The sequence below is a fragment of the Chitinophaga filiformis genome, from assembly GCF_021646545.1.
Taxonomy (GTDB): domain Bacteria; phylum Bacteroidota; class Bacteroidia; order Chitinophagales; family Chitinophagaceae; genus Chitinophaga; species Chitinophaga filiformis_A.
The window spans coordinates 39,966-63,497 of sequence record NZ_JAKIRP010000003.1 but is presented as its reverse complement, the minus strand read 5'-3'; the positions used below and the strand labels follow the sequence as shown (position 1 = coordinate 63,497).

The 23,532-nt window shown below is 46.2% G+C and carries 17 protein-coding genes; 10 read left to right on the top strand and 7 right to left on the bottom strand.

All coding sequences use genetic code 11. The features are described from left to right. Positions 1–55: 55 nt before the first annotated feature. The 4 genes from L3C95_RS10085 (at position 56) to L3C95_RS10070 (ending at position 5,276) form a co-directional block, all read left to right on the top strand. On the top strand, positions 56–808 hold the full coding sequence (locus L3C95_RS10085) for an SDR family oxidoreductase (protein WP_236386582.1): 753 nt from the start codon (positions 56–58) through the stop codon (positions 806–808). Between the two features lie 188 nt (positions 809–996). Next, positions 997–3,360 (top strand): ABC transporter permease, encoded by a 2,364-nt coding sequence (locus tag L3C95_RS10080; RefSeq protein ID WP_236386584.1) that lies wholly within the window; start codon positions 997–999, stop codon positions 3,358–3,360. Positions 3,361–4,176: 816 nt separating this feature from the next. Beyond that, positions 4,177–4,449: a hypothetical protein gene (locus tag L3C95_RS10075; protein ID WP_236386586.1), complete on the top strand. Its 273-nt coding sequence runs from the start codon at positions 4,177–4,179 to the stop codon at positions 4,447–4,449. A 167-nt stretch (positions 4,450–4,616) separates the two neighbouring features. Next, positions 4,617–5,276, top strand: coding sequence for a DUF4272 domain-containing protein (locus L3C95_RS10070; RefSeq protein WP_236386587.1), 660 nt, complete (start codon positions 4,617–4,619; stop codon positions 5,274–5,276). 2 nt (positions 5,277–5,278) lie between these two features. Here the strand turns inward: L3C95_RS10070 and L3C95_RS10065 are convergent, their stop codons facing one another. Further along, positions 5,279–5,521 (bottom strand): hypothetical protein, encoded by a 243-nt coding sequence (locus L3C95_RS10065; protein ID WP_236386589.1) that lies wholly within the window; start codon positions 5,519–5,521, stop codon positions 5,279–5,281. Between the two features lie 9 nt (positions 5,522–5,530). Next, a complete protein-coding gene (locus L3C95_RS10060; RefSeq protein WP_236386591.1) occupies positions 5,531–7,006 on the bottom strand; it encodes a S8 family serine peptidase in 1,476 nt (491 codons plus the stop codon). 105 nt (positions 7,007–7,111) lie between these two features. Between L3C95_RS10060 and L3C95_RS10055 the strand changes: the two genes are divergently transcribed. After that, positions 7,112–7,987 carry an alpha/beta hydrolase gene (locus L3C95_RS10055; protein ID WP_236386593.1) on the top strand — a complete coding sequence of 292 codons (876 nt, stop codon included), beginning with the start codon at positions 7,112–7,114 and terminating at the stop codon, positions 7,985–7,987. A gap of 255 nt (positions 7,988–8,242) precedes the next feature. Here L3C95_RS10055 and L3C95_RS10050 read toward each other — a convergent pair whose 3' ends face one another. After that, positions 8,243–8,782 carry a hypothetical protein gene (locus L3C95_RS10050; protein WP_236386595.1) on the bottom strand — a complete coding sequence of 180 codons (540 nt, stop codon included), beginning with the start codon at positions 8,780–8,782 and terminating at the stop codon, positions 8,243–8,245. Positions 8,783–9,187: 405 nt separating this feature from the next. Between L3C95_RS10050 and L3C95_RS10045 the strand changes: the two genes are divergently transcribed. From L3C95_RS10045 to L3C95_RS10025, 5 genes are all read left to right on the top strand, one after another. Beyond that, positions 9,188–9,475 (top strand): ArsR/SmtB family transcription factor, encoded by a 288-nt coding sequence (locus tag L3C95_RS10045; protein ID WP_236386596.1) that lies wholly within the window; start codon positions 9,188–9,190, stop codon positions 9,473–9,475. Between the two features lie 31 nt (positions 9,476–9,506). Next, positions 9,507–10,181: a GNAT family N-acetyltransferase gene (locus tag L3C95_RS10040; protein ID WP_236386600.1), complete on the top strand. Its 675-nt coding sequence runs from the start codon at positions 9,507–9,509 to the stop codon at positions 10,179–10,181. Positions 10,182–10,622: 441 nt separating this feature from the next. Then, positions 10,623–13,709 (top strand): SusC/RagA family TonB-linked outer membrane protein, encoded by a 3,087-nt coding sequence (locus L3C95_RS10035; protein WP_236386602.1) that lies wholly within the window; start codon positions 10,623–10,625, stop codon positions 13,707–13,709. Between the two features lie 25 nt (positions 13,710–13,734). Then, the gene (locus L3C95_RS10030) at positions 13,735–15,246 is read left to right on the top strand and encodes a RagB/SusD family nutrient uptake outer membrane protein (protein ID WP_236386604.1); all 1,512 of its coding nucleotides are present in this window, start codon (positions 13,735–13,737) and stop codon (positions 15,244–15,246) included. A gap of 266 nt (positions 15,247–15,512) precedes the next feature. Next, positions 15,513–16,256 carry a hypothetical protein gene (locus L3C95_RS10025; RefSeq protein WP_236386606.1) on the top strand — a complete coding sequence of 248 codons (744 nt, stop codon included), beginning with the start codon at positions 15,513–15,515 and terminating at the stop codon, positions 16,254–16,256. Positions 16,257–16,451: 195 nt separating this feature from the next. Here the strand turns inward: L3C95_RS10025 and L3C95_RS10020 are convergent, their stop codons facing one another. The 4 genes from L3C95_RS10020 to L3C95_RS10005 all read right to left on the bottom strand — a co-directional run bounded on the left by L3C95_RS10020 (position 16,452) and on the right by L3C95_RS10005 (position 23,530). Next, on the bottom strand, positions 16,452–18,200 hold the full coding sequence (locus L3C95_RS10020) for a RagB/SusD family nutrient uptake outer membrane protein (protein WP_236386608.1): 1,749 nt from the start codon (positions 18,198–18,200) through the stop codon (positions 16,452–16,454). A 17-nt stretch (positions 18,201–18,217) separates the two neighbouring features. Beyond that, complete coding sequence (locus L3C95_RS10015; RefSeq protein ID WP_236386610.1) at positions 18,218–21,736, bottom strand: SusC/RagA family TonB-linked outer membrane protein; 3,519 nt, start codon at positions 21,734–21,736, stop codon at positions 18,218–18,220. 36 nt (positions 21,737–21,772) lie between these two features. After that, positions 21,773–22,819 (bottom strand): FecR family protein, encoded by a 1,047-nt coding sequence (locus L3C95_RS10010; protein ID WP_236386612.1) that lies wholly within the window; start codon positions 22,817–22,819, stop codon positions 21,773–21,775. A gap of 93 nt (positions 22,820–22,912) precedes the next feature. Beyond that, positions 22,913–23,530: an RNA polymerase sigma factor gene (locus L3C95_RS10005; RefSeq protein WP_236386615.1), complete on the bottom strand. Its 618-nt coding sequence runs from the start codon at positions 23,528–23,530 to the stop codon at positions 22,913–22,915. Positions 23,531–23,532: the final 2 nt, after the last annotated feature.

Below are 23,532 nucleotides of genomic sequence, written 5' to 3'. Positions count from 1 at the left end.
GCTTACAAACCCATATTATATAGGTGTTCATAACTTATCCGTAAAAATTATTACAATGACATCGTTAACAAATAAAGTCGCCCTGGTAACTGGTTCAGCACGAGGCCTCGGAAGGGCTATCGCAGAACGTTATGCATTATTGGGCGCTAATATTGTACTTAATTATTCGCGCGACAAAAGCTCTGCAGATGAAGCAGTAGCCAGTATTGAAAAAACTGGTGTAAAGGTGATTGCAGTAAAAGCGGATCTGACAAAGGTGGAAGAGATCAGCTACCTGTTCCAGGAAGCATTGAAACAATTTGGCAAGATTGACATCGTAGTTGCCAACGCCGGTATTGAAATGGTCGAAACGCCTGTGGTAGACTTTACTGAAGAGCAATTTGATCGCGTTTTTGCAATCAACACGAAGGGCAGTTATTTTACCTTGCAACAGGCCGCAAAATACGTGGCAGACAAAGGCCGTATCATTTACATCGCCTCTTCCACCACTGCATTCCCCGTTCCGGGGATGGCCGTTTACGGCGGCAGTAAGACTACACCTCGCTATCTGGTGGATGTGTTGTCGAAAGAAATTGGCCACAAGGGTATCACAGTAAACTCCATCATTCCGTTTGCCGTAGATCATTCGGGTATCTTCGTTGATCCCACTGCTTATCCGCGGTTAAGAAAACAGTTGCTTGATAGCTGTCCAATGGGCAGGCTGGCAGAAGTGGAAGATGTGGCAAATGTTGCAGAATTCTTTGCCAGTGAGCTCTCTTCATTCGTAAATGGCCAGCACCTATTGGTAAATGGGGGCGCTACCAATTAAATACTGCTTTATACTTTAATTTACGTAAAGGGTGGCACAATTGCCGCTCTTTACGTTACCGGACAGGCAATGTTCCAAAAGTGAACATATGAGTATATGAATAATGTATATTTGTTTTTATAATAGCTATCTATAGATTGGCACTGGCTTGGCTTTGCAACTGCTGAATAGTCAAAACACTCCCACCGATGCTTAAAAACTACATCAAAATTGCCTGGCGCAATCTTATGAAGGACCGCCAGTTTACCTTGCTTAATCTGGTTGGTCTGTCTACCGGATTAACCTGTGCAATACTGATCTATCTGTGGATCAATGATGAAGTACACGTTGATAAATTTCACGCGAAAGATAGTCAGCTGTACCAGGTAATGACCAACGTGGAGAATTCGGAAGGGGTACAAACGATGGCTGCCACGCCGGGGATCCTGGCAAGAACGTTGAAAGAGGATATGCCGGAAGTGGAATACGCTTCTGCCGTTATTTATCCTTACTGGGCAGGAGAGACCACATTGTCGGTAAAAGAAGACAACCTGAACGCGGTGGGCTATTATGCCGAAAAAGACTATTTCAATATCTTTTATTACCCGCTTTTACAGGGAAACAAAGACCAGGTCTTGTCAGATAAAAACAGCATTGTCATATCAAAGCAGCTGGCGATGAAGCTGTTTCATACTACAGAGAACGTAGTGGGCCGCACTATTGAGTGGCAGCATGAAAAGCAGTACCAGGTATCAGGCGTGTTTGATGATATGCCCGCTAACTCGTCTGTAAAACATGACTACATCCTGCCTTTTGATGTGTACCTCGAGCAATATTCCTTTTTGAAGTCATGGGGAAGCATTGATCCGTCAACTTACCTGGTCCTGAAGAAGGGCACGGATATAGCGCAGTTCAATAAGAAAATATTAAACTTCACCAGGACTAAAGATAAAAATGCCGGCTACAAGCTGTTTGCCCGTCAATATTCTTCCGGGTACTTATACAACCGGTATGTAAATGGCATGCAGGTAGGAGGAAGGATAGAATATGTACGTATGTTTTCTATCATTGCCCTTTTCATCCTCATCATTGCCAGCATCAATTTCATGAACCTGTCTACCGCGAAGGCGTCTAAAAGATTGAAGGAAGTGGGTATCCGCAAGGTGGTAGGTGCAAACAGAAAGCTGCTTATTTTTCAGTACCTGGGAGAATCGATCCTGATCACCTTTTTAGCATTGGTAGTCACGCTGGTAATTTTACCATTTCTATTGCCTGCGTTTAACCATATTACCGGCAAACAGATATCACTATATGTTGAACCTGTATTATGGCTGTCTGTTTTAGGCATTACCCTTTTTACGGGTATTCTGGCCGGATTTTATCCCGCGTTTTATCTCTCTGGTTTCAATCCAATAGCTATCCTGAAAGGCAAATTACGGGCTTCATTAGGGGAGATCTGGGTAAGGAAAGGACTGGTCATGTTCCAGTTCATTATCTCAGCGGTATTCATAATAGCTGTACTGGTGGTGTATAAACAGATCAGGTATATACAAACAAAGGACCCGGGTTATAATGTAGACAACATTATCAGCTTTCAGCTGGGATCAGAAGTGATCACAAAAACACCTGTGTTTGTGAATGCCATCAGGAGCCTGCCCGGGGTGGTGGCGGCATCCAGTATTGATCATGCCAGTATAGTGGCCGACTATGGCAGCACCTCAGATATCCACTGGGAGGGTAAACAACCGGATGATAAAACCAGTTTCGCTAACATTGGTGTATACTATGGCGCTATTGAAACCCTGGGCATGACCATGAAAGAAGGTAGGAGTTTCAATAACAATGTAAGCTCTGACAGTACAGAGATCATCTTTAATGAAGCTGCTGTTAAAAGCATGGGACTTACTAACCCGGTTGGTAAAGTAGTAAAGATGTGGGGCGTGAACAGGAAAATAGCCGGTGTGGTAAAGGATTTTAATTTTGAATCAATACATCAGCATGTGAAACCCTTTGCCATGCGACTGGAGCCTGCGGCTACTTATAGGATAATGGTCAGGATCAAAGCCGGTAAGAACCGTGAAACGATCGATCTGCTGCGTAAGGCTTATGAGAAATTTGATCCGGGTTTTCCCTTCGTTTATAAATTCGTTGATAGTGAATACCAGGCGCAATATACTGCTGAGAACCGCCTGGCTGCTTTGTCCGCCTATGCCGCCGGACTGGCAATAGTGATTTCCTGTCTGGGTTTGTTTGGTCTGGCCGCTTTCACCGCACAGAGAAGAAATAAAGAGATAGGCATCCGCAAGGTATTGGGTGCATCAGAAAGAAGTGTAGTGGTCTTGTTGTCGGCTGATTTTCTGAAGCTGGTGCTGATCGCTGTTTTTATCGCATTCCCCCTGGCGGGGTGGCTCATGAACCAATGGCTGGCAGGTTTTGCTTATCGCACTGCTATCGGGGTTGATGTGTTTTTAATTGCCGGTGTTGCAACTATTCTTATTACGTTGGTAGTTGTTAGTTATCAGGGTATAAAGGCATCATTGACAGATCCGGTAAGGAGTTTGAAAGCGGAGTAGGGAATGAGCGCCGTAATAGCATTATCTTTTTTGTTGCATCATTTGCGGCAGAACTGAATATACATACTGAGATTGAGGAAGAATGAGCTGGATAAGAATACCCAGCTTTCATATCTCACGTTATGAAGAGACACGCTTATCGCATGTCTATCAGGCCCGCAAGATAGCCACCCACTTTGGATTGTCTTCTTAATGAGATGTTAAATACTCACATTTATTGAGATTTCTTGCAGTAAACTGATCAAGTGGAAGGGGCATCCCATGAAGCGGAACAGCAATCATTTCCATTGCTCCAAATATTTCACCCGATAATAATCGCCTGTATAACATGAATGATGAAAAGGAGCACATCGCTAATTGTTAATGTAACATGCAGCATGTTAAATTGATATCCACGCAAAGCAGGTATGGTCAAGATAATGGTGGTAGCTTATAAATAGCCGGACTGGTGATGATAGCGCCCATGCCTACAAGAATAATAGCTGTGTGTGCTAGTCGCAAGACGGCGTTACACAGTTGCCCCGATAGATAAGCAGACCGCTCCGTATTATGACGACAAGTTGAAGTGTTAAAATTTTCTCCTTGATGGAACAGGAACAGATTTTGCAAGTATTTGATTGAAGAACCGACTAACCCCTGAAATAGAGGCCTGGGAAAGGGAATATCTTTGATGGTTCCTGATAATAGTTAACAACGGACTGATGCCAGAAATACAATAGTAGTTGCCCCCGCCTTTGTGGGGTAGGAAGAGAAGTTATGAGAATGTTTACCGGCCGACAAGGAGTGAGATTAATTCATCCATAAATACAATATATCATGAACTTCCAATCAGTTTTTGCTAAAGGGTTTGCTGCTGCAGCAATCACAGTATTCCTGGCTTTAAATGCACAGGCACAGGAACCAATTAAGAAGGACACTTCTGAACTTTACCGCGAGACGGATAAGAAGCAAAAAATGGATAAGCTGAATAAGAAAATGGAAAAGGTTGACAATAAAAAAGATAAGGCGGAGAAGAAAATAAATAAAAAAATGGAAAAGGTGGACAAGAAAATGGATAAGATGAAAAAGGATACTATGGATACTATGTAAAAATATAGGCCGTTTGGCCTTTTGGAGCGGCAGGGCAAGGGAGCATGCCCTGCTTTTTTTTTGACAAAAATGTACTTGCTGTATATAAAAGTTTATATATTGGGATAATTTGTATATTTATAGCCATAAAATCCTGTGAATAAACAAAGTAGAAGTTTAAAAGATAAATGCTAGCAACACGAATTACAAAAATTGAGGAACGGCTCTCACTACATGGTATCGACAATTATCAGATCAGTTATCCGGAGTACCTGAATTTTGATCAGGAACATTTTGCCACGCCGAGGGAAGTGGGATGCAGAGTGATGATCCTCACTGCCATTGCCTACACAATACAGGATGATACAAAGAAATACGGTATCGTTAACTGGCTCAAGAACGAGAATATCTGGTCGCATGTCAGCGAAAAGGAGGCAGCGTACCTGAATAGCCGGACAACAAAGGAAGACGAGATATTAGACCTGTCCTGGAAAATAGAAGCAGCTTATATACTGGCCTGGGCCTTAGGATTGGTGGACGATAAACCAATGCCCGGAGAGGAAGCTACTGAAGCGCAGATCAACAACATGATCCAGCAGCTGCCTGCGCTGGGCGATAAGCTGGAATCGTTCCTAAGCAACCTGACTTTCAGGGATACGGCAGAGATCTATGATGAGAATATCTTTTATGAACTGACCACCACTCATTTCAGGGATACTTTGTTCAGTGGCGGTAAAAGCAGGGCGGACGTACACGTGCCGGCTTCTTTTGAACGGCATCTGGCGCTGAACTGGCTAAGACGCTTTATGAATGTTCAGGACTGGGACGATACAGATACTTCCACCTGATATTATCCTTTCTTTATTTTTCGCCTGGTATCAGGTACGCGATACTCCTTTTCAGGGGTAAGTGACCATTCTGTCCCTAATGCTGGCCGTACTTTGGCTATATCAGTTCCTGCCAGCTCCAGCAGTATTGTTTGGGGAAAGAGACTGTCGTCTATAATACGCAGCTGACAATTGTGTATGATTTCCTGCGCCTGTTGTGCATCAGGCGTCCCATCTCCGATATATTGCAGAATATAGTTGCCCATAGCTATCGTTTACTCCCCCAGGAGCATACCTTTCCCTTCAAAGATAGGCTTAAATCCCAGGGATTTGATCCTGGCCGACAAATATTTCAGCATCTCATCAGCCCTTGCCTGGGTACGTGGCATGGCCAGTATTTCAGGGGCGGCAGACAATAAACGGGCTGCCATTCCGGTAGCTGCCGGACATGCCATACTGGTGCCATCCATGATGGCGTAACGGTCGTTAGGGAAAGTGGAAATAATGCCTACGCCTGGTGCTGTCAGGTCTGTTTCCGGGCCGATGTTGGAGAAGTCCGCAATGAAATTGGCCTTATCCTTTCCATAAGGCGCTTTTATAATAGCAGTTTGTACGGTACGGGCGGGGAAGGTCTTTTTTCTACCCATCGCCGATACGGCTACAGACAGGCTGTAAGAGGCAGGGAAGCTCACCTTCTCGCGGTCGTCATTGCCATTGGCACAAAAGCACAATACGCCGGCATTGTAAGCCTGTTTGATATAACTGATGATACCTTCATCCTGTTCAGCTTCTCCCAGGCTCATATTGATGAGATCACATCTGTCGAGGATGGCCTGGTTGATAGCCTTCATGATATAGAAATTAGAGGCAGCTTGACCTACAGGGAATACCCGGTAACTAAAGATCTCCACACCTGCTGCCATACCATGTATGCCTCCTGATGCGCCGATGATGCCAGCCACGTGTGTGCCATGTCCTTCGCCGTTGTCTTTGTAATCTTTCGGGTCTTCATCTTTTACACAATTCATCCCACCAGATACCATGAGGTCTTTATGCGGGCCAACGCCTGTATCGATAACAGCTATTCGGATACTGGCAGGGATGGAGGGCCAGCCTGCAGTGTGATAAAAATGCCGTAATACATCTTTGTAGTTGATGTCAATAGATGTCAGTGCGATATTGAGTGTGGTGGTAGCGGTAAAGCTGCTGCGATAATATCCCCAGTAACTATGTTCCGGGTAAACATACATCCGCTGTATGCGTTTACCCTTCAGGTTGAGTGTGACCCTGCCTTTGCTGTTGGTGGTACCGGAATCGCCCAGTCTGTTTACAAAATCAGTAAAGGCTACGATGTATATATCTTTGAGCAGATTGCCAGCTTTGTCTGTTACTGTGATCTGCAGCTTATTATTGATCTGGTTTTTCTTCGCCTTTTTCTCTATTGCTTCGCGATAAATAATGGCCTTTTTATAAAACTTCTCCCTGATGATCCTGAAGCCCGGATAAGAGAAGCGGAAATCTGCCAGCTCATCGTTGCTGAGTTCTACCAGTTTGGCGCCATCTTCCTGTATTGAGTCCAGTACCTTTACGGGAATCTTTTTCTCCTGTCTGGCGGGCATCCTCGCATTGAGTTTCAGTAATTCACTTTTAACAGCAGGTTCGAGTACTGTAGTGAGGAAGTCTTTCACTTTCGGGTTGGTATCTTCGTTGGTCTGGGTTTGAGTAGCGGGCAGCAGGATGAAGTTTGCCATGGATGTAACTTTTGATAGTGAAAAAAGTATACTGACAGTTGCTCTTACTAATTTACTAATTTATACGGCCGGTAAAGTATATCTTGTAGTAAAACTACTTAGTCTATGCAACGCAGGTACGTTCTTCTGGCATTGCTCCTCCTGGTGCCATTTTCCACGATTATAGCCCAGGATACCGCCAAGACTTTCTATTTGTGGCCTAACGGTGCCCCCGGGTACGAAAACCGGAAAAACGAATCGGAAGAGGCCAAAGATTATTATGTGAAGAACATCCATAATCCCTCTGTCACGATCTATCTTCCTCCGAAGGAAAAAGCGACCGGTGCTGCGGTGGTGATCTGTCCGGGAGGAGGCTTTCGTTTGCTTGTGTACAATTCCGAAGGGCGAGATCCTGCCCGTTTCCTGAACAGTATAGGCGTAGCCGCGATCATTCTGAAATACCGCCTGTTCCGTGAGGAGAACTCGCCTTATACGCTCGAAAAGGAGATCAGGCAGGATGCCTACCGTGCTATGCGTTTTGTGCGCAGTCATGCAACCGAATGGAACATTGATACGAACCGGGTGGGCATCTGGGGCTTTTCAGCCGGAGGAGAAGTGGTGGCTCAGGTGGCGTATGGCCGGGGGGATGGTGATCCGAAAGCCAAAGACCCTATCGACCGCCTGAATGGTAAGCCGGATTTCCAGATATTAGTGTATCCGGGGCCCCTGGGCATTCCGGAAAAGGTGCCGGCAGATGCACCCAAAGCTTTCCTGATCGCCTCCAACGATGATGAATGCTGTTCTGCACCTATTGTCAGCCTCCTGGAGCGCTATAGGGAGGCAAAAGTGCCAGTAGAGGCACATATTTTCGCTAATGGCAACCATGCCTTCAATATGGGTTACCGCTCCAATTTACAGTCCGTCCGCGCGTGGCCACAGCTGCTCACCAACTGGATGACGGATTGTAAACTCCTTTCTCCGGCAACTACAGCCGCCAGATAAGCAATTTCAAAAATTCAATAGCAGTGCAGGAGTACGGCCTTGTCGTACTCCTATATGTGCTTGATATCAATGCTGTCCCTGATGATAAGGGACCAACTTGAAAAACTGAGGGCAAGGCTATGCCTACCCGCTTTTAAGGAGGGAACAACACCTATCAAATAATTGTCGCTGGCTGGCAGATTGGAGAATATTCCAGCTATACAGGTAAAAGTCCCCAATCAGAAAGAAGCCATTCGTAAACAGTGAAGACGTTTTTTATGTAAGCAGCAATTCCTTCACCGTATACCTCCCCGGCAAATTTTCCACTTCCACAACGACTTTACCGCCTGCAGGCAACGCTGTTGCTTTATAATGCCAATCAACGCCGTTCCAGCCTAAAACTGCCCGCCCACTCTCAGTAACAACACCGTCAGCGTCTACTACCTTTACCTCTACTTCTGCTACGCGGAACTCATTTTTCGCAGTCACTACCACTTCCTCCTTTTCTAACCTGATACTTTGGATCTCAGGACTGTTGTAAGCATCCTTCACTGCCATATTATAGGCATTTTGTCCTGGGCCCGCCAGCGACGCATTGTAGGCTTTTACCTCCGGATCAGCCATCATTAGCTGCGCACGTGCCGAAGCAATGGTCATCCTCTCCCTTGCTTCTAACTGCTTTTGGGTAGGCTTTTTCCTTGAAGGGCCACGTTTGGTCGCCATAATGATCTGCCCATTCCGTTCGTAGATCGTGAGTTGTTTGCCGAGGGTTCCCCGTACAAATTGGAGGAGGATATTGTCTTTAACAATGGCCATAAAAAGGTTTTTTGAGGTTATTAATTACAAGTGTACTGTTTCGCTTCTCTAAGGTATCGATAAACTTTCATAATTGACACCAAAATTATATTTAAAGGTCACTTCAATATCGAAAAGATATATAAATACCCTTTTGATACCCTTTTAATACCCTTGTGGAGACCTTTCAGTAAGTTTATCGCGAACCGATAGCGTACTTCCCGAGCAGGAGAAAGGATTAAGTATACCTGGGTAGTCTTATTATTTTGATGTGTGAGATTGCCGGATGGTTTAAGCCATTCGATCAGGATTGCCATGCAAAGGAGCCCCCGGCGATTAAAAACATATCGATATATGACATTTTAATGACACTGTAGGAGAGGGCATCTACGTCTTTCAAGAAGCATAATCGATAAATTTGCATCAATGAATAAGAAATTAGACATTAAAAGAATTGAAAAGATCTCCAAAGCACTTGGCGACCCCTACCGTATTAAGATCATGGAGGCCATACGAAAAGAGCAGGACTGGACCCCATGTACTTTGATACTTAATATGCTTGACCTGGCGCAGTCTACTGTTTCCCACCACATCAAACAGCTGGTAGACGCCGATCTGTTGCTGGCCGAAAAAGAAGGCCGTAATACAAAATATAAGATCAATAAAGAGGTCTTTGAAGAGTATGTAACATTCCTGTCGCTCTTCACCGCATAAGGTTTATTTTCAAACAAGCTCAATCTGTACCATGCATAACTATGCTGCATTAGATAACCCGGTATGGCACGCCTTACAAACAACGCATAAAGCATTTGCACAGGGAACTGAACGCGTTCAGCGCTATCCTGCCGATACGCTGCAATTTGTGGGATGTGCCGATCCACTGCGCGCTGATCTGAATGAAATATTACCCTGGACAGCTGTAGGGGAGAAAATGATCATGATAGGCGAGCTACCTGTTTTACCATCCAACTGGACGCTGCTCCGGCAACTGGATTGTATACAGATGATATGCGATGAACCAACGTCCGTTGCCAGCCCCGATGTAGTTCAACTGGACAATGTTGAAGAAATGCTGGCGCTTGTCAATCTCGTGCAGCCGGGATTCTTTTATAAGCATACACCTTTACTGGGGACTTACTATGGCATATATCAGGAAGGACAGCTTGTTGCTATCGCGGGTGAACGTACGAAGATAACTGGATTGGTAGAAGTGAGCGCTGTATGCACACACCCGGAATTTACAGGCAGAGGATATGCGCAACAGCTGGTAGCACATATTGTGAATAAGCAAGTAGCGGAGGGCAATGCGTTGTATTTACATTTCCTGACGAATAACGAGCGGGCAAGGAAGGTGTATGAGCGACTAGGGTTCAGAGATAGGAGGCCGATTGTGTTTTGGGAAATTGTGAGGAACACATAAGTAGGCTGATTAGTTAACCTTCATTGTGACGAAGACGAAAATAAAGCAGTCAATTCTTTTCTTTTAAATGATCCGAAACTAACGCTCGGTATTATAAATCCTGCCTCTATCACTCAAGATAAGAAGTTTGAAATTAGCTGAAAATATTACCCCACTATTTTGGTGGACTATTAATTTATCCTATTTTTGCAGTGCCCGATATGTTATTTCAGCAATGACTGGGATAAACGACAAGAACCAGGATTATATGAAACCAGCTGTACTTTTATCAACTTTACTCCATTCAACATCTTTGTCTGTAAGCATTAGTTGCTACTGTAGCTCTTCCTGATTTACACACATAATAAATTTAACTATTGCCAGCTGCTTTCACCCGGCAGCTGAATAACATACTATTGCCTCCAGGTAATGTATTTCTCTATTCTTATAATCTAAACACGCATGTTCAAGAAAAATGTAACCCTCGTGCTTACGCTGCTATTAAGCACAGGGCTTTTTGCGCAGCAAAGACAGGTACAGGGACAGGTACTGGCTGCAGAAAACAGGCAGCCATTGCCAGGAGTAACTGTCAAGATCAACCGTACTTCCGTTGGTACGGCGACAGATCAGGACGGACGCTTTCAGCTGAATGTTCCCGGCAACAAGACAGTGCTTTCAGTTTCCTTCATTGGCAGGGAAACCGTTGAAACGGAAGTACATGAAGGTGACGCGAATATCACCATTCTTCTGAAGCCTGCTAATACTACGCTGGACGAAGTAGTAGCAGTGGCTTACACAAGTGTAAAACGTTCGGGATATCCGGGGGCCGTATCAACAGTAAGTGCAGAGAAGATCAATAACCGGCTCACACCTAATGTGACCAATGCTTTGCAAGGATTAGTCACGGGGCTGCAAACCACATCGGCCAATGGACAACCGGGTAACAGCTCCACTATACGTATCCGCGGTGTTGGCTCTATCAATGCTTCCAGCGCTCCCTTGTTCGTTGTGGATGGCGCGCCGTACGACGGTGACATTAATGCACTCAACGCGGCAGACATTGCGGCTATCAGTGTATTGAAAGATGCTGCTGCTGCCAACTTGTATGGTTCTCGTGCTGCCAATGGCGTTATCATCATCACAACCAAACAGGGTAAGAAGGGAGAATCGGCAGTGAATGCTGTATTTAATCAGGGTTGGAGCAGCCGCGCTGTGGAGGACTATGACAAGATCAATACAGATCAGTATTTTCAGCTTTACTGGGAAGCATTACGTAACAAGCAACTGACGAACGGACAAACGCCGGCACAGGCGGCGGCTACAGCCAGTGCACGTGTCGTGTCAGATCTGGGTATCAATCCATATGGTCCTGACTTTCCTCAGCCCGTTGGTACAGACGGCAAAATTGTAGCAGGAGCGAGGCCTTTATGGAATGATGACTGGGAAAAAGGTATACAGCAATCCGGAAAATATACACAGGCACAGCTCAGCTTCAGTGGTGGGAGTGACAAATCTACTTACTATGTCAGCGGTGGCTATGTCAATAATGAAGGTGCTTACATGGGTTCCGGCTTCAAACGTTATAATGTGCGAAGTAATATCACCTTGCAGGCAAAGCCATGGCTGAAGGCTGGTCTGAATGTAACGGGTTCCAGCTCTGCACAGGATTATCCTACATCCGCTGATTCACGTACAGACAACGTGGTGCTGTTTGGCAGAACTGTTCCCAGCTTTTATCCCATCTATCAGCGTAATGCGGACGGTTCTTATAAGCTGGATGCCAGCGGACAAAAGCAGTTTGATTATGGCGCCTATCGTCCTTCCGCAGCGCTTGCCCGTGAGAATCTGATCGGTTCCCTGCCGCTGGATAAAAACAGGTATACCAATGAGAATGTTTCTGCAAGAACATTCCTCGAGGCCTCGATTATTAAAACACTGAAATTCAAAACCAGTTATAATATCGATTACGTCAACAACAATTCGCTGGTGTATACCAATCCTATAGTAGGTGGGGACGCCGAGATCGGAGGTACTATCAGCAAAGGCAATGGCAGAAAACTGATCTATACCTGGAATAATATTCTTACATACGACATAGACCTCCCGAGCGGTCATCATCTTAACCTGCTGGCAGGACATGAATATTATTATTTCAATTCCAGCACCCAGAGCGGCAGCCGGCAGAAGTTTGCACTACCTGACTTGTACGAGCCAGCGGCAGCTTCTCAGCTGAATGATTTTTCAGGCATTTCAGACAACTATACAAAACTGAGTTTCTTTGGCCAGGGACAATACAATTACCTGAACAGATATTATATCACTGCTTCAGTGAGAAGGGATGGTTCCTCCCGTTTCTCTCCCGATTCCCGTTGGGGTACTTTCTGGTCTACCGGCGCATCCTGGCGCATCTCGGAAGAAGCATTCCTTCGCTCTGTCAGCTGGCTGAATGCACTGACACTAAAAGGTAGCTATGGCGCTTCCGGCAATGACAATCTGAGTAGCTACTATGCATATCTGGCGCTTTTTGATATCAAGAACAACCTGGGTAACGGAGGCGTTATCACGTCCAGGCTGGCTACACCAGGCCTGAAATGGGAAAGCAATCTTAACCTGAACATAGGACTCGATTTCGGATTGTTTGACAATAGGTTGTATGGTACCATCAACTATTATAACAGGACCAGCAAGGATCTTTTGTATGCAAAGCCTATGGCGCCATCTACCGGCTTCGGATCTATCAGCGCGAATATCGGAGCCCTGCGTAACACCGGTGTGGAGCTGGAGCTGAATGTGATACCAGTGCGCACCCGCGATTTCAAATGGAATATCGGACTAAATGTAGCGCATAACAAAAACAAGATTACAGAGCTGCCACAGAAGGAAATTATCAGTGGCACTAAAAAACTGATGGTGGGCAGTTCCATTTATGAATTCTACCTGCGTGAATGGGCGGGGGTAGATGCAAAAACCGGTAACCCGCTTTGGTATCAGACCGGTGCAGACGGTAAGAAAGTAACTACTACCAACTATGCTGCTGCTACCCAGTACTATGCCGGTTCTGCTTTGCCGGATGTAACGGGAGGCTTCACCAATACGCTTAACTATAAAAATGTTGAGCTGTCATTCTTATTAGCGTACAGCATCGGTGGTAAAGTACTGGACCTTGATTATGTATCTCTGTTAAGCGGTGCTGCAAGTCCTGGTCGTAACTGGTCTACAGAATTATTGGAACGCTGGACGCCTGAGCATACCAACACCGATGTACCAAGACTTACAACTGATAACCTGAACTGGACGTCCACTTCTACACGATTCCTGTACAGTGCTACTTATGCACGTCTCAAAACGGTCTCACTGGGATATTCATTGCCCGCACAGCTGTTGTCCCGTATGGGTATTGGAAGCCTGAAGGTATATGCCCTGGGTGAAAACCTGCTTACCTTTTACGGTCACCAGGGTATGGACCCGGAACAGTCCATAGATGGTACCACTTACTATCAGTATCCCGCAATGAAGACATTCTCGCTGGGTGTACAGATAGGACTCTAATGTGTAACGTTAATATTGAATGAAAATGAAAGCAAGCAGAATTTATACATATACAGCAGCGCTGATCATTGGTTTATCAGCCTGCAACAAGCAACTGGACACTGCTCCATCCAATGCAGTATCTGAGGATATTGTACTGAAGAATGTGGATAATCTCAGTACTATTTCAGAAGGTACCTGGGCAGCTATGATGGATGATTTTTATGGCGGTACCTTTAGTAATCCGGGCTTCAAGACCATCGCACTTACCAGCGATGCGATGGCGAATGATGTAGCATTGATCACTACCAAATATGGTTTCCCTACGGCATACCGTTTTACGCAAATGAACGATAAGACGCAAGCTCGTGTAAGTGCTATATGGGGACAACTCTACAAGATTATCAATAATAGCAATATCATCATTGCTAATGCCGATAGGGTAGACGGTGACGCTACTGCGAAGAAGGTACTCAAAGGACAGGCGCTGGCATTGAGAGCCCATACGTATCTGACCATTGCCTCCTTTTATCAGTTCTCATTCCTGAAAGATTCTCTGGCCAAAACAGCGCCTATTTACACCACACCAACAACAGCAGCGACGCAGGGCAATCCTAAAGCCTCGCTGAAAGAGATCTATGAACTGATTTTTTCTGATCTGTTGCAGGCAAAAGAATTGCTGACTAATTACGAGCGCCCGGCTAAATACAAGATCAATGCAGATGTTGTGAACGGTTTGCTGGCACGTGCCTACTTAAACACCGGTAGGTGGACCCTGGCTGCAGCCGCAGCAGATGAAGCACAACGCAACTATCCATTAATGGCGCCAGCTGAATACAGCAAAGGTTTCAATGATGTCGGCAACTCTGAATGGATCTGGGGGCATACCGAAATACCGAGCCAGAGTGATGGCAGTTACAGCTTTCATTTCCTGGATGTATCCTCCGCATCCTCCTACTATTATAGCTTTATGGCCGATCCTTTTTTTGCAGAGCTCTTTGACGCTGGTGATATACGTAAAACACTTTTTTCGTGGGACGGTTCCGCAGCAGCCAGGGAAGGATTCCTGCAATACAGGAAGTTTAAATTCAGGGCAGATCAGACGGCAGACCTGGTGTTGATGAGAAGTGCAGAAGCTATATTGATCAAAGCAGAAGGTTATGCACGGGCCGGCAATCTTACTGAAGGCATCAATGCGTTAAATCAGCTCCGTACAGCAAGAGGCGCCAAAATATTTGAACCAGCAGGAGCTACGCAGGAGAACCTGATAAAAGAGATCCTGGTAGAAAGAAGAAAAGAATTGTGGGGTGAAGGGTTTGGTTTGTCTGATATTATCCGCAATCAGTTGCCTGTTGTGCGTAAACCTTATGTAGATGCAAACGGCGACGATATCAAGGTGACTGTAGTAACACCAGATGGTACTACCAAACAGGTGAATGCGAGATATCATACAGCACTCAGTTTTTCTGATCAGAGTAACTTTGTGCCGAATAGTCCTTATTATATTTTTGTGGTGCCGCAGGCGGAAGAACAGAATAATCCGAATCTTAATAAGTAGGGGAATTGAAGATATAAGTAAAGAGGGTGTCGAAAGGCACCCTTTTTTGATGACGCTAATTCATCCTCATTGCCTCATTCGCCGTATTTCCTCCATCATGTCAGTCAGGGGCAAAATGTTCACTCCATTCGACGACGGAAAGCGTTCTTTACCTGGGTAAACAATAAAACGCTTTGTCGCCTGAAATATAACACTTAGTCGACCAGTATTTCCCGACTTTTATTAATTTACCACAGACACATTAACAACCAAACCCATTTCAAACCATGCAGGACATCCACCGTGAAGTACTACGCCTACGTCGCCAGATGAACTATTTTCGTATATATGTTATTGCCACATCCGTTCTGATATTCGCACTCATTGGCTATGGCTTCCGCAAATCTGTCCAGGACGACATCGTGAAAAGTCTACGCGCTGAAAGGATCGAAATTGTAGAACCTGACGGTACCGTTAAACTTTCGCTGTTCAGCAAAAAACATCTTCCGTTTGCCGTTATTAATGGCAAACAATTAACTCGCCAGGGAGGAGATGAATCAGGCCTGATGTTTTACAATACAGAAGGAGAGGAGTGCGGTGGTCTGGTATATTCCGGAAACGGTAAGAACGGCAAAGGGCAGAATGAATTGAGTATGACATTCGATAAATACAAACAAGACCAGGTGGTACAGTTATCTTATATTCAACGGGAGAACGGCAACCATACAAAAGGACTAAGTGTTTATGAGCGCCCCGAATTTCCCCTTAATATGACAATGGATAAAATTGACTCGATTCGTAAGAATGTAAAAGATGTTCAGGAACAGAACAGCATACTGGAACAACTTAAAAAGGAAGGCTTTTTCGGTTATACACGCATGTTTGCCGGTCAGCAGGGACAAAGAACTGGCGTTTTTGTACGTGATGATAGGGGCAGAATACGCCTGGAAATGATCGTTAATGAGAAAAATGAACCAGAGATCCTTTTTTATGATGAAAAAGGCGCAGTGCATAAAAAGATCACTTATTAAACCCGTAATGGAACACACAAAAAAAGTCTGAGCCTTTATGCGCTACAACAGGAAATCAATGTTTGGCAAGTGTGCTTAAATGCAGGACTGTGTGAACATTCGCAACTTATCGGCTAAATAACCAAAAGGCTTTCAGGCACACGCCTGAAAGCCTTTTTCAATTGTAAAGGGAGGGCACCAGCCAACCATATCCTGTCAATGGTATCCGTTATTCTGTTTCAGCGTTTTTGTACTTCCATTCATTGAGAGATCTATCTGCCGCTGAGGAATGGCAAAGTATTCGTTCGTTCCCTTCACAAAACCGGCCCCTTGTACATCTAATGTCAGTGCACCTTCAAAAGCGAAGAATGCATTCAGCACCTGGTCAGCCACACCCCAGCGTACGAGGTCAAAGAAACGGTGACCTTCCATTGCCAGCTCCAGCTTGCGTTCAAAATAAATGGCTTTTAAGGCGTATTCCTGACCTTTTACTGCAAAGGAGCCTGTGGGGTAAGGGGCGACCCTATAATTGGCCGCAGGCACGTTAGAAAAGCCATCCATAGGGGCATTGTTGTTCTTGTACCTGTAAATAGCACTTGCCGGTTGAGCCGCACGTTGCCGTACGATGTTTACATATGTTTCTGCTGCATCAAAGTTTTGCAGTTGTGCTTCGCACTCCGCCGCCAGGAGCAATACGTCGGCATAGCGGATCAGGTTGTAGTTGATAGCATTGCCTGGCGCCCATCCGCGGGGATCGTAATATTTGTCCTGGGTAGCCTGCCAGTATACATTCTTTTTGGGAGAATAGTGACCGGCTGTAGAGGCTTCCCTTATCCAGGTATCGCCCGGGTGTACACCCCAGTCAAGATAGGGAATGCCCTGACGGCCTACTGTCCAGTCCAGGCGTGGATCTACCGTTTCTGTATTCACATTGTGCGTGTTATAGCTATCCAGGAAGGGAAGCCCCTGAGGATCGGTAATATAGGAGTTCACAAGATCTTGTGTAGGCTGGAAAAATCCGCAGCAGCTGAATGGACCGTTGTACGGATAGTTCAGCATCTGCCCCTGGTTGGCATTGGCGGAAGTGCCTGAATTGTCATTGGCGTTAAACTGTATTGCAAAAACAGATTCAGACGTGTTCTCTGTAGCAGCGTCGAAGTTATCTTCAAAACGATCTCTCAAGGCGTAACGATCGCCCCGGGACGTAATACCCTGGGTAATGATCTGGTCGAACAGTGGTTTCGCGTCTGTGTATTTGCGCCCGAACATATATGTCTTGGCCAGGTAACAGGCTGCTGCCCATTTATTGGGTCTTCCAACTTCAGTTTGTGTAAGAGCAAGGTTGTCCATGGCGAATTTGAAATCGGCTTCTATCTGAGGCCAGATGTCTTTGTCATTTGGCGTCTTCATGTCTGTGGTAGTTTCATCTATCCAGGGCACCATGTTGAACATCTTTTTAAGATCAGAATAGTAATGGCCCCGCAGGAATCGTGCTTCTGCTGCCGCTTCTGTCTTTTCGGCATCTGTCATATCGGTTGCCTGAGCTAACAGTTTCAGTACCGAATTACAGCGGGTCACACCTTCATAGTCTACCCGCCATTTATCGTTCAGGAAACTGTTCGTCGCGCCTGCACTGAAACGGGCGAGGTCCAGAGTGGGCGGGGAATCAAAATGATCACTCCCTTTGTGGGCATCACCGCCACATACGCTGCCATAGATCCAATTGTCCGGCGATACGGCGTAACCAGCGCCGCCAGAGAGATTGGTCATATCGCCACCGGTGAAGTCCTGTCCGTCGAGTGCCCCATAAGCACCTACCAGTAAAGCATTGACGCCTTTTTTATTGGCTATCAGCTCTTCCTTTAAAGATGAAGGCGGCACCCTGTCGAGAAATTTGCTGCAGGAAGGAGCACTTACGCCAATGCCTGCTATGAAGAGTGTCGCTATATGTTTATTCAGTTTCATGGTTTTCAAGTTTAACATCAGAAAGTAAGATTAAGACCTGCCAGGAATTGCCGCTGACTGGGATAAGTGCCTTCATCAATGCCGAAGCTCCTTACATCGCCGCCGCCTATTTCCGGATCAATCCCTGAGTACTTTGTAATGGTGAACAGGTTAGCCGCCTGTACATAAATGCGAAGTCTTTCTATATGCCATCTGCCACCCGGCTGTTGAGGGAAGGTATATCCCAGCTGCAAGTTCTTGCAGCGCAGGTAAGCCCCGTTTTCTACATAGTAAGAGTTGGGAACGGCATTGGTGCTAAAAGAGCCTTCACCCTCCTGTATGGGTGCTTTGGCGTTCATCCGGTCTGGCAGCCAGGATTCATACAAAGCCGTTTTGCTCTTGGCGCCATCAAAGGAGGAAGAAAAGTCTGTCCACCATTTCACCTGGTTCCAGATCTCATTGCCCTGTACGCCGAACAGGAACATGCTGAAGTCAAACCGTTTGTAGGTCAATCCCAGGTTAATACCATATGATACTTTCGGATTTGGATTGCCAAGGAAAGTACGGTCATCCGCATTGATCACACCGTCCTTGTTAATGTCTGTATACCTGAAACGACCGGGAGCTGCATCTTCCTGGAAGCTGGCAGAAGGGTCGCCGGTGGCCGACTGTGCTGATTGATCGGCTTTATCTATTTCGCTCTGACTGTTCCAGAAGCCATTGATCTTATAACCATAGAAACTGGAAATAGGCTGTCCTACCGCATTACGGATGATGCTTTCCGAGAAGTTGCGGGGATCCCTGTCGAAGTAATCTACACCTTGCGCTATTTTTACGATCCTGTTCTTAAAGGTCGTAAAGGTAACGGTGGCATCAAACTTGAGATCTCTGGTAATAGTTGTATGGCTGGCAATGGTAAGGTCTATCCCCTTATTCTTCATGTTGGCCACATTAGAGTAGGGGGCCGGTGCGGTGCCATAAGTACCGGGCAGCTCGCTGTTATAGAGCAGGTCTTTGATGTTTTTCTGGTAATAATCTGCGGATACTTCCAGCTTTCCGCCAAAGAGGGTAGCGTCAAAGCCGATGTTGGTATTGATATCGCTTTCCCACTTCGCATCCGGGTTGCCGATCTGCACCTGCTGGAAGCCCAGTACAATACTGTTGTTTGTTCCCAGGAGGTCATAGAAGGACGTATTCTTGTTACCGCCATACAGTGTAAAGGCATTACCGGGAGTAAGGCTGAGCTGATTACCCATAATGCCCCATCCTCCGCGGATCTTCAGGTCTGTCAGCCAGTGGATGTCTTTCATAAAAGGTTCCTGCGAGATCCGCCATCCTGCACTGGCAGCCGGGAAGAGACCATAACGATTGTTAGTGCCGAATTTGGAGGAACCGTCGCGCCGCAGGGTACCACTCAACAAATATTTATCCCTAAAGTTATAGTCTATTCTGCCGATGAGTGATAAGAGGCCTGCAGAATAGCGGGTGGCTGTGATGACCTGTCCGCCGGAGCCCGTACCATTGTCTACATAATCAGGATCGAAAATGAAGAAGTCCTGTGTAGTACCTACCTGCTGGCGTGAGCGTTCATCATAGGCTTCCGCACCTACCAGTATATTGAGGTTATGTACGGTGTTAAAACTATTGTGATAGTTCAGTGTATTTGTCCATGTCCAGTTATGTTCGAAATTGCTGGATTCTGTATAGGCGTTCACTCCTGCGTTCTCTTTATTCTCATATTGCGGATATGTGAAGTTGTGCCGCCATCCGGAGTTCACCTCGCCGCCGAAGCTGGTGTGGAAAGTGAAGTGGCGAAGGAAGTCGATATCTGCATAGATATTTCCAAATACCCTGTTCACCTGTCCGCGGTCATTCCTGGTGCGGTACTGCATGGCAACCGGGTTCATGGCATCACCCAGGCCCAGGCCATTGGAGCCTCCGAAATTCCCTTTAATGTCATATACAGGGATAATGGGTTGCTCACGTAAAGCCATGCCTACCGTACCACTGGATGTAAGCAGGTCTACAGTGGGATTATCGGTAATGGAGAAGGAAAGGTTTTCTCCTATCCGGATATTCCTGCTGATGCTAAACTGGCTGTTGGAACGGATGATATATCTTTTGAGATAAGTGTTCATTAATGTACCCTGCTGATTGAAATAGTTCAGCGAGAACAGGTAACTACCTTTGTCTGTACCACCACTTACAGATAGATTATGACTTGTCATGGACGCAGGATTGAAGATCTCATGAAACCAGTCAGTGCCTGCTTTATTCGCCTTTGTTATATAGTAGAAACTGTTGTAGTCGTCCTGGTCAGTGTAATTGGGATTGACATAATAGAGGTCGGGATTGACACGTGGATCGCCCTCCTTTAATCCTACAGGTTGTATGTAATCTGGTAATACGGGAGTAGCGCCGTTTCCATACAATGTATCACTCAGTGGCATACCGGTGTTCTTATAACGCAACCAGCGGAGATTGGCCATTTCCTGCGAATTGAGTGTATGCCACACGTTACCGCCCTTAGGGTACTGACGGCCATAATAGGCGTCGTACCTGATCTTTACCTTGCCACTGCCTTTTTTGGTGGTAATGATGATGACACCGTTTGAAGCACGTGAGCCGTAGATGGAGGCAGCACCTGCATCTTTCAATACCTGCATCGAAGCTACATCATTGGGGTTGAGGTCATTGATGCTTTGTGTGGGCACACCATCTACTACGTATAGCGGCGTGTTGTTGTCAAAGGTGTTCACACCGCGGATGCGTACCACAGGTTCCTGGCCTGGTTGTCCGGAACCGATGACGGTCACACCGGAAGCCTGCCCCTGTAACTGGCTGGTGACCTGTCCGGAAGGCTGTTTGACCATCTCGCCGATATCTACAACTGTAACAGCGCCCGTGAGGTCCTTTTTACGTTGTGCGGTATAACCGGTTACGATCACTTCGTTGAGGTTACTGGTGTTTTCTGAAAGTGTAATATTGACTTCAGATTGTGTACCGACAGGGATCTCCTGCGACTGGTAACCGACCAAGGTTACTTCGAGTATGTCATTCCCTGTACCTGGAACATTGACTGTATAGGTGCCATCGGCAGCTGTTACGGCGCCGGTGTTTGTGCCCTTGACGCGAACAGTTACGCCGGGCAATGCTGCGCCTTTTACATCAGTGACTTTTCCGCGCACGGGTCGCTGAGTGGTCATGACGATGGTAACCGGCGAGGCCTCCTTTGCTTTAACGAGATAAAATTTGTCACGTACTTTTTCGAAAGACAGGTTAAAGGGGGCCAGTGTTTTTTCGAGCGCTTCTTCCGGCGACCTGCAGGAGGCGATATCGACGCTGGCTTTCTGATCTGTGATCAGTTCACTTTTGTAGGCAATGGAAACGCCGAATTTTATTTCCGTTTGCCGGAATAACTGCCTGATGGATATGTTATCCTGCTGTTTCAGCAAATGCAGGGCCGGTGTGGCATCTGGACTATGGGCCAGCGCATGCGAGCATAGGGCGCCTGACACAAGGGCATGCATCAGCAGCACACGTAAATTTGTTTTCATGTGCGATTTAATTTTGGTTAATAAAAAATCCGGGTATCAGTTTTCCCTTACGTGGTTTGTATCATCGCGTTTGTCAAAGCGTACATTGAAGGCCTTTTCAAACTGCATTAACATCGTGTCTGCATTGTAAATAATCGGCATGGATCCGGAAACACTGTACTGTAGTAACCGGCGGTCTTTTATAGTAACGTGCCTGTCAAACACCTGTTGCATAAATTGTATAGCGTCAGCAACAGTATATTCATCCATTATTAATTGTCCGTGTGTCCAGGCAGTTACTTTTTCAGCATCAGTCCTGCTTTTGGAATAATCACCGTCTTTTTTGTCATAACGAAGCATTTCTCCCGGCGTGAGATAAAGTTGTGTAACATGCTGTCCCTGTTGCTCCGTAATATTCAGTTTGATACTTCCTTCCTGTAATACGACCGCTATCTTATTTCCAAAGTTGTTCACATTGAATTGTGTACCCAATACTTCAACTGACAGGTGGTCGTAGGTGTGTACAATAAAGCTCCTGTTGTCTTCCTTGTGCTTTACGTGAAACCATGCTTCACCATCCAGCCAAACTTCCCGTACAAGACGCTCCTTCTGGGTGTAGAGCAGGCGGGAGCTGGCATTCAGGAACACTTCAGAGCTATCAGGTAAAAGCAGTCTTTTCGTTTGTCCGGGCTGCGTGGCTACGGTGGCAGTAACCGTATGGAATGGCGGTGTTCTCATAAACAACCAGAGTATGCCCAGAAGTATGAACAATAAAATGGCAGCGGCATACTTCCATGAAAAGATCCGAAAGCGGCTGGCTGCAGGGGCAGGCGTGGAGGATAGGGCGTTTATATCATCTGCAGCAATACTGTCCCATATATTCTCCCATAGCTGTTCTTTGTCGGCAGCAGTCATCTGATAGCCCCGGAAGTGAATAGATTTCACCAGCTGAATAGCCATATCCACGGCTTCCTGTTTTTCGGGATGTAGTTTCAACCAGGTGTCCCAGTAATAAGTGTTTTTTACATCCGGTCGCAGCACCCACTCCTGAAAGTATTCATCGAGGGCAAAGTCACGGGCGGTATATAAATGGTACTGCTGCAAATGGTCGCTTTTATATAAAGAGACAAGGGTGGGAGGAATCTCATCACTTTCGGGCAACTTTTTTTGAAATTATTTTCAGACGGGTGGCGGGGCTTACTTCCCGGGTTGCATTAAAAGCAGTAGTACAGCCGGAGGCAACGTTTTCCTGAGTACGCCGATGGCCCTGGAAATGATATTGTAGACGGAGTCGACCTTCATGGACATCATATCTGCCACTTCCTCGTAGGAAAGCTCATGAAAGAAGCGCAGGTAGATGGCCTCCCGTTGTCTGCGAGGAAGAGCGTTGAGGGCTGAATGCAGTTGTCTTACCTGTTCCTGCTGCCTTTCATCCTGTATAATTGCGTGTTCCGGGCTGGGGATCAGTTCGAAGTCGAAAGGTATCTCTGTTGTTTCAACCCGGGAGCGGCGGTCTCTTTCCAGGGTACGCAAGAGGCGGCGACGCAGGCTGCTAAGCAGGTAATAGCGGATGTTGAGGAGCTGTTCTGACAAATGTTCCCGGCTTTGCCAGAGGTCATGAAAAAGCTCCTGGAGGCAGTCCCTGACCAGTTCACCATCGCCGCAAAGGTGAACGCCGTAGTGGTACAGATTATCCACATGGTCGTGGTAGATGCGGGCAAAGGCCTCCCGGCTGCCTTGCCGGAAGCTATTCCAAAGTTCTTCGTGGGGAGATGCCGTATGGGAAGCAGTGGCAGCTGTTTTTACTGCTTTCATGC